This window comes from Phormidium sp. FACHB-1136, from assembly GCF_014697375.1.
Lineage (GTDB): Bacteria > Cyanobacteriota > Cyanobacteriia > Phormidesmidales > Phormidesmidaceae > Nodosilinea.
This window is the reverse complement of sequence record NZ_JACJRS010000139.1, coordinates 1-10,065: the sequence shown is the minus strand read 5'-3', so window position 1 is coordinate 10,065 and position 10,065 is coordinate 1. Positions and strand designations below refer to the sequence as shown.

Below are 10,065 nucleotides of genomic sequence, written 5' to 3'. Positions count from 1 at the left end.
ACGCCAAGGCCTTGAGGTGTCGCAGATCCCGACGATGGCTATATTGACGCAGCAAGGACAGCACTTGATCATAGAGACAGGTGGTGGCTGGCATGGCAAAGACCCTGAGATATGCAATTCCAGCGTCTCATGTCACCTCACCTTTTCCCCCTCGCAGCACGAGGTTTCAAGCCTTTCACCCACTTCTGTCAGGCAGTCAGGATAGACGCTATTCGGCAGTTATCCCCCCTAGGTTTTGGCCTTGCCCCGTTTTTTGCTGTTGCCCAACCGTTCTCGCTCGGCCCGAATGCGCTCTAACAAAAGGTTGGCTGGCTCGTCGTTGGGGTCTTGGGGCACTAATTCGCCACGAAAGGCCCTGGCGAGGATGGATTGATCGAGCACTTGAAACTCACAAAATTTGTTTGCTATAAGTGTCCGAAGATTATCAATAATTCCAAATTTTTCGTTTACAAGAGACATAATTTCATATTGCTCATCAATAGGAGGAATCGGGATAGGAGTTCTTTTCAAATCTGATCCAGAAATGCCGTGTTGACCTGCGGAAGTTTTTACACATTCATCAATAAATCTTCTTGATACTCCAGAGTTACAAGCAATTTTGAGAAAACTTGGATTAAAGAGATGACTAGAGATAGGCTTGCCACGAATTAGTTTATCAGGGTATAAAAGTTTTCCTGACAAGTCTTTCACGATTCCGCAGATTCCAACAAAATCCCTATTCCCGTTATATCTAGTAAATAATAAATCGCCGTCTTTAAGAAGATATGAATCTACATTCTCTCCATGAATTGGCTGATAATAACGGATGTCATTAATATTTAACGTCATTGGGCGAAGCGCAGATATTCTCAGTATCGGGATACCTAGCACATCATCTGCTGGTTTTCGTGAAAGTCCGTTGCGAAGAGAAAAGAGAAGCTGATCTAGACTTCCCCATGTCCATGATTCTGGTAGCTCTGGAAGTCTATTAATATCTAATTCAAATGGAATTTTATACTTTGATAAGCTTTCACCATTCAATTTAATAGATGTCTCCCAAAGCCTACGCCGCTCTACTCGAATCCGTTCTAACAAAACTTCGGCGGGTTCTACATCGGGGTTTTGTTCGCGCCAGTCGGCGGTGAGGTCGCCACGAAAAGCCGCCGCCAAAACCGACTGCCGAAACTGATCCAGCAGATTTGGTATGGCTTCAAGGGCTTCTCGCGCCTTCCGACTTCGGGCCGTTAATGCCTCAATTTTCTCCACAATCCGCCGCTGCTCATTGAGTGGGGGTAGATTTATTGGAACTTGCTTTAGAGATGCTTGAGTTAGTTTAAGTCGCGTTGTTCCACTAACGTAAGGCATCCAGTTTTTATCGTTAAATAAATAGGTTATAAACTTTGGAGACATCTCTGCCAAAGCCTGAATTATATGAGCGTGATTATTTACCCAAAATTTACCTTCTACTCTATAGGAAACATCTTTGCCTAGTGAGTCAAAATAGCCTCCATCTTCAGCTATTAAGGTATATTCGCCATCAAAAATATATTCATTAATTGAATCAACTTTTCCATTAGCCCCATAGTAAGGATATGGGCCTTGTTTACTTGCTCTCTCCTGAGCATTAAGAGGAATGCGAAGACGATCTAGAATATCTGTCGCTTCTCCTACTGTTGTCGCAACCCAACCTTCCGGCAATTCATCAAACTGGCTCATTTTGCCATCTCCTCACACTTAAACACTTGCAAACTTAGAAATCTTTTTTGAGAAACCAGGTTTCTTAACTTCGTCAAACTTTCAAAGATTCATCAAGCTAATTAACCTAAATTCTCCAAAACTTAAACCCAATCTGCTTTGACTACTGCAAATTTTCTATCAGCCCACCATACAGCCTTTTACCAATACGTCCAGCCTTCAATAGCTCTGCCAAATTCGTTTGTGCCCTATCCGCAGAAATCAGTTGATTACGATAAGCCTTGAGAATCTGTCCTGCAACCCCCGAAACCTTTAAGCCCAATGTTTGAGCAATTCGCCTGCCCTGTTCTTCCTCAATTAGCACGGGCAACTGTCGTTCCAGTGCCAAATGTATCGCTTGTTTCTCGCCCTCATCCAACGTCTCACAACCAAGATAGCTTTTAATACCTTGAATCTCGACAACAGTGACAAAGCCACTCAAACCATAATGCTCATAATAAGCATCCCAACTCGAAAACATCCCCTGACAAAGCTCTTGAGCTACCCCATGAGGAATCAATATCTGTCTGTAAAGTTTGCCCATGAGAGAATAGCCATCTGTAATTTTTTCTAGGCTAATGAGTGGCCCTGTATCGCTAACAATAATCTCTTTAGCCATCAAGCCCCTAATTCAATCTCTAGATTTTCATCGCTATCCACCAACACAGAAAAACCATAGCGGGGAAGCATTTCCTCAAACGTGCGTCGAGAAATCGCCAAAATTCTACAGGCTTGTTGAGCCGACAACTTGCCCGTAGAATACAGTACAGCCATCACCGCTTCTTTAACATAGTCAGAGTCAACATTTACCGAATCGGGCAATTCAAGCTGTACTTGCATAGTCAATCTCCGAGTTTAAGAATTAAGCTATTATCATTTGCGATCTAATCTAATTTCCTTGGTAACATCTTCAGCAGATTGTGGCTACATTCCAGTAGCAAGGGCGCGTTGTCGAATGCTTCATAGTTGCTGCCCTAAAGATGTCTGAGGGGCGTAATCGTTCCCTTTGCTAGTCTTGGGTTTCAGCGATTCACTATCCGCCAAAATTGCCGCTAACCGATTAAATACCCCATCACTATCAACCACTTCTCCCCGCTCAGCGGCTTCCAGCCCAAATCTGACCTCGTTGCGGAGTTCTTCAAAGCGCCCTTGGTAAGTTTGCTCAAGGTCTTGCAGCAGCCTAATGCCCACCAAAAACACCTCATTAGGCGAGGCATATTCTCCACTGCTAACCTTCGATTGAAGGTATTGTTCTAGCTCCGGCGTTAGTGTAATGTCCATCTTTCCTCCTGCTTTACCCTCAATCCTGCTCCAAAATACCAACCAGAGTCCTCACCAGAGCCTCCACATCATCCGGCACCTGATAGCCGCTAATATCCTGGGTGATGCGCTTGGTCTGGCGATTGAGCACCCCAAAAATCCATAAATTACCCATTGTGACGGCACCATAAATCGTATCCGGAGCGGTTTCGTCCATCGCTAAGGCAATCATTTCCACCGCCAACTGGGTAAAGCCACGGGTTAGGTCATCCCGCTTGGCTTCTACCACCACAATTTGGTTGTGCCCCCGAATCAGATAATCCAAACTACCTTGCAGCCAGTCATTCACCTTTAGGGGATACTCAAACCGCAAGATTTGATGGACGAGGGTGGCCACCCGCATCATCACCGGGGCGATCAGCACCTCCCGCTTGGCACTCTCGCTGGTGAGCTGCACATAGGGCAGCGTGTCTTCGATCTGCGCCTTGAGAGCATCCAAACCGGGAATGTCTCGCTGGGTGAGGGGCAACTGCAACCGCGTCTTGGCATAGTCGTAGCCAAACTCCGCCAGAATCTCATCCGTATCCTGGGGTAGTTCAAAGTAGGAGCGGAAGGTGTAGCTAACGCCTTTCTGCAAAATCTTTGCCATGGGGTTAATCCTCCAGCAGAGCGGTCAGGGCTTCCATCTCAGTCATGGCGATCTGTAGCTTCTCCATTATCGTTGCTGCAATTTCCTCCGGCTCTGGCAGGTCGTCGGCAGATTGCAGGCTCTCATCCCGCAGCCAAGAAATATCCAGGTTCTCGCCCCGCTGGGTAATAAACTCGCGGCTAAAGCAACGCCAGCGGCCCGTTTCGCCTTGGTCGGTGCGAGGGGCAGTGCCGTTGGGGGCAACGCCATAGCAGGCCATAAACTCGGCAAAGTGCTCAAAGGTTAGCGGTGTGCGCTTGCCAAAGCTGGGCATGTTCGTCCGCAGGTCGTAGACCCAAACGGCTTGGGTATTGCCTTTCTCGGTGGTGCCCCGCTGAAAAAACAGCACATTGGTTTTCACCCCCTGGGCATAGAAAATCCCGGTGGGCAACCGCAAAATGGTGTGCAGGTTGCACTTTTCCATTAGGTCGGCCCGAATGCTCTGGCCCTGGCCCGCCTCAAACAGCACATTATCCGGCAGCACCACAGCGGCCCTTCCCCCCGGCTTTAGCCCCCGGTAGATGTGCTGCAAAAAGGCCAGTTGTTTGTTCGAGGTGGCGTAGGTAAAGTCGTCACGGGTGGGGGTGCCGCCGCCTTTTTTGGTGCCAAAGGGCGGGTTGGTTAACACCAGGTCGGCCCTGGGCAACCGCTGGCCCTCCGGCGAGAGGGTATCACCCAGGCTCACCTCACTCTCGATGCCGTGCAGCAGCAGGTTCATCAACAACAACCGATGGGCATCGGGCACCAACTCCATGCCGTAGATGGCCTGGTGAATCTGAAAAATCTGGTCGGCCTCCGGCAGGGCAAACAGATTGTCGGTGCGGGCCTTGATGTAGCGGTCGGCAGCAATCAAAAAGCCCCCCGTCCCCGCCGCTGGGTCTTGAATTAGCTCCCCCGGCTGGGGCTGCATCAGCGCCACCATGCAGTCAATCAACGCCCTGGGGGTAAAGTATTGCCCCGCCCCAGACTTTTTCTCTTCAGCATTTTTTTGCAGCAGGCCCTCATAGAGGTCGCCTAGGCCCTCTTCCTTGGCCGAGTACCAATCTAGCCCGTCAATGCTGGTCACGAGCTTTTTGAGGATGCGGGGCTGTTTGATAGCGGTCTGGGCATTGGCAAAAATCGCCTGCACCCGCCGCCGCGAGGCATCTTGCCCCAGCTCCAACAGCATGGCCCGATAAAAGTTCAACTGATCCAGCCCATCAAGCCGGGTGAGATCGTCCCAACGCTTGCCCTCCGGTAGCTGGGTGTCCTCTGTTCCGGTCTCCTGCATCATCTTGAGAAACAGCAGGTAGGTTAGCTCGGTGACGTATTGCAGATAGCTGATGCCGTCATCCCGCAGGACATGGCACAGGTTCCACAGCTTTTGCACAATATCGGAGGTAGCGTTCATGGGCGTTTAATCAAACCAATTTTCGAGCGACAGGTCTTGAAACATTTCAAAGTCAGTGACGTTGCGCGTTACCAGGGTCAGGCGATTGACCGCAGCAATGGCCGCAATTTGGCCATCTAAGTAGGGTGGGGTTCTCCCCTGCTGGGTAAGGCGTTGACGCTCAACGGCGTGCCAGCTTGCCGCTTGATCGTCGTAGGGCAGAATGGGCAGCAACGCCTCAACCTGTTGCCGGAGGTACAGCTCAATCCGCTGCTTTTTGGCCGACTCAGGCAGCTTGTAGCAGCCATATTTCATCTCGTGGTAGGTCACAGAGGCAATCGCCACCGCCCCCCCATGCATCCTCAGCAGCCGCAAGACCTGGGAATTGGGGCGGGGCTTGAGCGGTTCTGACACCACGTTGGTATCCAGCAAAAACCGAGGCCCCATCACAACTCAACCTCTCGCGCCGGAGATTTATCGCGGACGTTAAAAATTTCGTCGATCTCCTCATCCTCAAACCAGGGCTGCCCTTCGATGTACTGCTGGCGGAATGCGAGCACCGCCTCGCCAAAGTTTTGCGGCACCTTCGACAACCGCCTGTACTCATCCATCGACAAAATCACCGCGACGGGCTCTCCTCGGCGGGTAATTTCTACCGACTGCCCTTCCTCCGCCGAGCGAATGATCTGGGTGAGTTTGTCTTTCGCCTGCGCGATAGAGTACTGCGTCATGGCCCCTCCTGCCGATATGGCTATGGATATGGCCATTTTACGCCAATAGCTAGGCTAAGGCGAAAACTCTCCAGAGCAGCCTATTGACATTGCGAGCAATGAAAGGTTGAACCAGTAGCTACGCACCTCGAAAACCCAGCGTTGTTCTAGCGGTTTCAACAAACATGCTTAGAACCCTTGCAATATTTATGCCTCAAGCAGCAACTACTCCCTTAGCGGAGCGGATCCCCTGAATGCTAGGGAGAAGGGATGCTTCTAGAAAGCCCATCTTGCTTGGTTTGACTCCTCGCTGTTCGGTTCCACCGAATGCGCTGCTTTATGGAGAGCAGCTAGCTAAAGTCTTGGAACTTTAGCAGCCGCGAGCTTGAGGCATAAATATTTCAAGCCTTCTCGCTTTGTTCATTGAACCTTTAGGTAACGTCCCAGCCCCCATCCTTTGTGTGGGCTGATTTGGGCCACTCATGGCGCGTAACGTAAACGTTACAATAGTATGAATCGTCATGCCTAAACTGCCAAAGTTCAAGAACCCCAACTTGCTGCGTCAAGCTCTGACCCATCGTTCTTTACCCAATCACAATGAGCGCTTAGAGTTCATTGGGGATGGCATTCTCCAGGGGGTAATCACAGCCATCCTGAGCAAGCGCTATCCCACCTATGACGAGGGTCAACTAACCCAGGTGCGCTCAACGTTGGTTAGTAATCAAGCGCTGGCCAAAGTCGCTAAGGGCATGAACCTTGGTTCACGGCTTTACCTGGCTGAAAATGCCGTGCGACAAGGATGCCGGAAGAGCGAGAAGGTTCTCAGCGGGGCTGTTGAAGCCTTAATTGCGGCTTACTTCCAAGATTCTGGCGACAACTATGTCAAGGTTGAGACGTTTGTCCGACAACTGCTGAATCTCTAGCGCTACCCCGCATCTGGCCAGATCGCGCTGTTGATCTGGGCCAGGAGGGCTTCTAGCTGGTGGTTAAACACCTTGTCGATGCGCTTAAAACCGCCTTGGGCCTTGAATTGTCCTTGGTCTAGGGCGGCTTTATCCACCACGGTTTCTTTCTTTAGCTGCTGGCCAATGCGCTCTAGCCATTGCCTTTGGGGGGCTGTCCAGGGTTGGCTAGAGAGAATCTTCTTCATCGCCCGATCCACCCGTTCCCCGTAGGGCACCAGGGCATCCCCCAGGGCCGCTTGCCGAATGTAGCCCACAATCGAGGCGGCAATGTCTTCATTGGTTGCATCTCGCCAGGCCGACCGCAGCATCACTTCTGAATAGCCCGCCCCATCCAGGGCCGCCCGCAGTTCCTTCAGTTGGGCACGGGTGAGGTCTCGCGGACGTTGGGTGACGACAAGCAGGGCCGGAATTTGGTTCAAGTTTGTCTCAATAAAGCGCTTGAACCCGTCTAGATAATCCTCTGGCCTGCCGTAGGCGACTCCGACTTCCGAAACCCCATAGCCCCGCTCCACCCGCCGCAACTCGTCGGCATGGTACGACACCAGCATCGGCTGGCTACCCCCCTCCCGTCGATCCAGAATCTCGGCGATGTCCCGGCGCTGCTTCAGCCATGCGGCGGCTTCACCGGGGTGGCTCTGGCGCAAATGTTTTACCACCTCATCCACTGACATCCCCGCCAGACCTTCTAGGGTGTCTCGACTGGTGTCGCTCAGGTGCCGACGCTTCCGCTGTAGCTTCGCCGTAATCTGATCCAGGATTTCTGTCATCGCTTGGGGGTCGCTCACGGTTTCTAGTTCATCGATGAGCTGGGTGAAGGAAATCTGCGGATTCACCACTACTGGCTTCATATCCGACACGGCGGCCAGGGTTTCGTACAGGTTCACCGCATCAAAAATCTGAAAGACCTCTTTGCCGATGTCGTCACAGCGTCGCGTTGCCCGCCCTAGCATCTGGGCATAGAGAATCCGTGACTTCACCCGCCGCAGAAACACCAGATTGCAGATGGCAGGCACATCAATGCCCGTGGTCAGCAGGTCTACCGTCACCGCCACCTTGGGGCTGACTTCATTTTTGTAGCGGCGAATTTGCTCTAAAGGCTTATCGACTGAACCTGTGATAATCGCAACACTATCGTCTTCAATGTCTTCATACCGCTCCTGAAACGCTTTCTTCAGAAGCTTGGTGACCATATCGGCATGGTCATTATTGACGCAGAAGATCAGCGTTTTCCCCGGTAGAGTCGGGTCAATGTGGTTGACCAACTCCTCGCAGACCACCCGGTTAAACTCCTCGGTAATGACCCGCCGATTGAACTGCTCCACATCGATCTGAATTTCATCGGGAGCGTGTACCAGGTCAAGCTGGCCAGTTTTCGGGTCGTAGTAGGCCACATCGTCGCCCGGTTGCCAGGTAATGCCGTCTTCCGCCAGGGCCGTAATGATGCGGTGGGGCGGCTCATGGTCAATCAACCAGCCGTCGATCACCGCTTCCCGATAGCTGTAGGTGAATACCGGATCACCAAAAATCTCGGTGGTGTGTAGGGCGGGGGTGGCCGTCAGTCCCACCTTCACCGCGTCAAAGTAGTCCAGCACCCGTCGATACTTCGAGACATAGTCGTTGAAGTCTCGAAAGGTGAGTTCGCTGTCGCTCAGTTCCCGGTCTAGCAGATAGCCCCGGTGGCACTCGTCTACCACAATGCAGTCATACTGGTCGGTAGTGATGGGAGAGCTGTCATCGCTGGGATACAGCAGCCGCTTCACAAAGCTTTGCACCGTGGCGATGTGGACTTTGGTATCTCGGTCGGGGGCAGTATCCTTCAGCTCCTTGATGTCGAAGATGTCGGCAAAGGTTTGCAGGCTCTCCATGCGGGTATCTTTAAAAGCATTGGAAGCCTGCTCCCCCAGGGCGCTGCGATCTACCAAAAACAAAATGCGCCGGAACCGCTTCGTCTTCAGCAAACGATAGACCAGGGCAATGCAGGTTTTGGTTTTGCCCGTGCCCGTGGCCATGGCCAACAAAATTTCTCGCTGATTCCGGGCCAGCGCCGATTCCACCGCCTGGATGGCTTGGGTCTGGTGCTCCCATAGCCCAAAATCATAGTTGAAGGGCTCAGTCTCCAGGCGAGCGCTGGCCTCGTCCAGGTCATTGGCAAGGGAATCCACCAGCCCCGCTGGACTATACCAACTGCCGATGGCCCGCCGCAGGTTGCCCGGTCGCCGCAGGTCACAGAACCAGATGCCGCTCTTGGTCTCCAACTGCTTCAGGTAGGGTCGGCCATTGGTGGCAAACACAAAGGGCACCCGGTACTCGCCCCAAGGGCCACCGGGCAGGGTTTCATCCCCTTTGATAATGTAGCCCCGGCTGTAGCGCTTGGCCTGGTCGATGGCTCCGTAGACATCCTTTCGCTGCCGCTTGGCCTCAACCACAGCGACGGCTTGCAGTCCTACAAACAGGGCATAATCTGCTCGACCGTCAACAGTGGGCCATTCTGCAATCGCCAAATTGCGGTGCTTCTGCGGTCTGGTGCCCTTGGCATAGGTCAGCTCCTCTGAGTCCACCTCCCAACCAGCGGCCCGTAGTTGGGCATCAATCAGGCGACGAGTCTCTGTCTCATCTAGATCTAGGTGCTGCTCGGATTCCTGGGCCTGGGCAATGGTGTTTTGCAGAACCTGGGCGGGTTGCTGGGCAGCGGCGGTCTGTAGCGCGATTAATCGTTCCTGGGCTGCTGCCGCCTCGACCTCTGCCGACTCCATCAGAGTCTCGGCCAACTGCCGCAGTTCCGATTCCTCTGCCGCTACCGCCTGAGCCGCTTCCGCTGCCGTCTGATACTGGGCAACCTCCTCCTGGTAGCGCTGCACTTCAGCCCGCAAGCGCTCCATTTCCTGGCGCATCGTCTCCGATTCCTGCACCGGATCCGGGGGCGGTACAAAAGGCCCTGGCCGGAAGTTGTGATCGCCAAAGGTGCGATGGAACCAAATACCCAGCTTGCGAGCAAACTTCAGGGTATCGAGGGCGGCGCGGTGGGTGCCCACCCTGTCGTGGGTGGCACGGTTACCCACCACCCGAATTTCGTTGAAAACCTCATAGACCTCGCCTCGAACGATGCCACGATCCCGCAACCGCAGCAGCAGGTCTAACTGAGATTCCCGCTCATCTCCTGACTGCCTGACACATCTTTATGCCGCCTCCCAGGGGGGCAATTGACATCGTATGGACTGGATCCTAGAGAACCAGATGCGGTCATAGTACTGGTCTTCGGCGTTTTTAGAGGCAAAGCAGGGTTCAGGGTCAACGGTGAGCAGGGGGATGGGTTGGAGCAACGGACGCCCTTTGTTGACGGCACCCTTGAGCCAGCGGAGG

10 protein-coding genes and 1 pseudogene are annotated in these 10,065 nt (G+C 52.8%); 1 reads left to right on the top strand and 10 read right to left on the bottom strand.

The annotated features are described in order from the left end of the window. Positions 1-228: 228 nt before the first annotated feature. The 8 genes from H6G62_RS24430 to H6G62_RS24395 form a co-directional block, all read right to left on the bottom strand. Positions 229-1,695 carry a restriction endonuclease subunit S gene (locus tag H6G62_RS24430; RefSeq protein ID WP_190500070.1) on the bottom strand — a complete coding sequence of 489 codons (1,467 nt, stop codon included), beginning with the start codon at positions 1,693-1,695 and terminating at the stop codon, positions 229-231. Positions 1,696-1,837: 142 nt separating this feature from the next. Further along, a complete protein-coding gene (locus tag H6G62_RS24425) occupies positions 1,838-2,332 on the bottom strand; it encodes a hypothetical protein (RefSeq protein ID WP_190500068.1) in 495 nt (164 codons plus the stop codon). Beyond that, on the bottom strand, positions 2,332-2,553 hold the full coding sequence (locus tag H6G62_RS24420; RefSeq protein WP_190500065.1) for a UPF0175 family protein: 222 nt from the start codon (positions 2,551-2,553) through the stop codon (positions 2,332-2,334). The genes H6G62_RS24425 and H6G62_RS24420 overlap by 1 nt, the downstream gene beginning before the upstream one ends. Positions 2,554-2,673: 120 nt before the next feature. Further along, positions 2,674-2,994, bottom strand: a complete 321-nt coding sequence (locus tag H6G62_RS24415) for a type II toxin-antitoxin system ParD family antitoxin (protein ID WP_190500063.1) — start codon at positions 2,992-2,994, stop codon at positions 2,674-2,676. 19 nt (positions 2,995-3,013) lie between these two features. Further along, a complete protein-coding gene (locus H6G62_RS24410) occupies positions 3,014-3,622 on the bottom strand; it encodes a hypothetical protein (RefSeq protein ID WP_190500061.1) in 609 nt (202 codons plus the stop codon). A 4-nt stretch (positions 3,623-3,626) separates the two neighbouring features. Then, complete coding sequence (locus H6G62_RS24405; RefSeq protein ID WP_190500059.1) at positions 3,627-5,051, bottom strand: N-6 DNA methylase; 1,425 nt, start codon at positions 5,049-5,051, stop codon at positions 3,627-3,629. Positions 5,052-5,057: 6 nt separating this feature from the next. Beyond that, positions 5,058-5,477 (bottom strand): type II toxin-antitoxin system VapC family toxin, encoded by a 420-nt coding sequence (locus tag H6G62_RS24400; protein ID WP_190500057.1) that lies wholly within the window; start codon positions 5,475-5,477, stop codon positions 5,058-5,060. Beyond that, positions 5,477-5,761 (bottom strand): type II toxin-antitoxin system Phd/YefM family antitoxin, encoded by a 285-nt coding sequence (locus tag H6G62_RS24395; protein WP_190500055.1) that lies wholly within the window; start codon positions 5,759-5,761, stop codon positions 5,477-5,479. The genes H6G62_RS24400 and H6G62_RS24395 overlap by 1 nt, the downstream gene beginning before the upstream one ends. Before the next feature lie 500 nt (positions 5,762-6,261). Between H6G62_RS24395 and H6G62_RS24390 the strand changes: the two genes are divergently transcribed. Further along, on the top strand, positions 6,262-6,663 hold the full coding sequence (locus H6G62_RS24390) for a ribonuclease III domain-containing protein (protein WP_190500053.1): 402 nt from the start codon (positions 6,262-6,264) through the stop codon (positions 6,661-6,663). A gap of 2 nt (positions 6,664-6,665) precedes the next feature. Here the strand turns inward: H6G62_RS24390 and hsdR are convergent. Then, positions 6,666-9,848: pseudogene (gene hsdR, locus H6G62_RS24385) on the bottom strand (type I restriction-modification system endonuclease); the annotation flags it as partial. 33 nt (positions 9,849-9,881) lie between these two features. Further along, positions 9,882-10,065, bottom strand: a 184-nt coding sequence (locus H6G62_RS24380) for a hypothetical protein (protein ID WP_190492888.1), incomplete at its 5' end; no start/stop codon positions are given.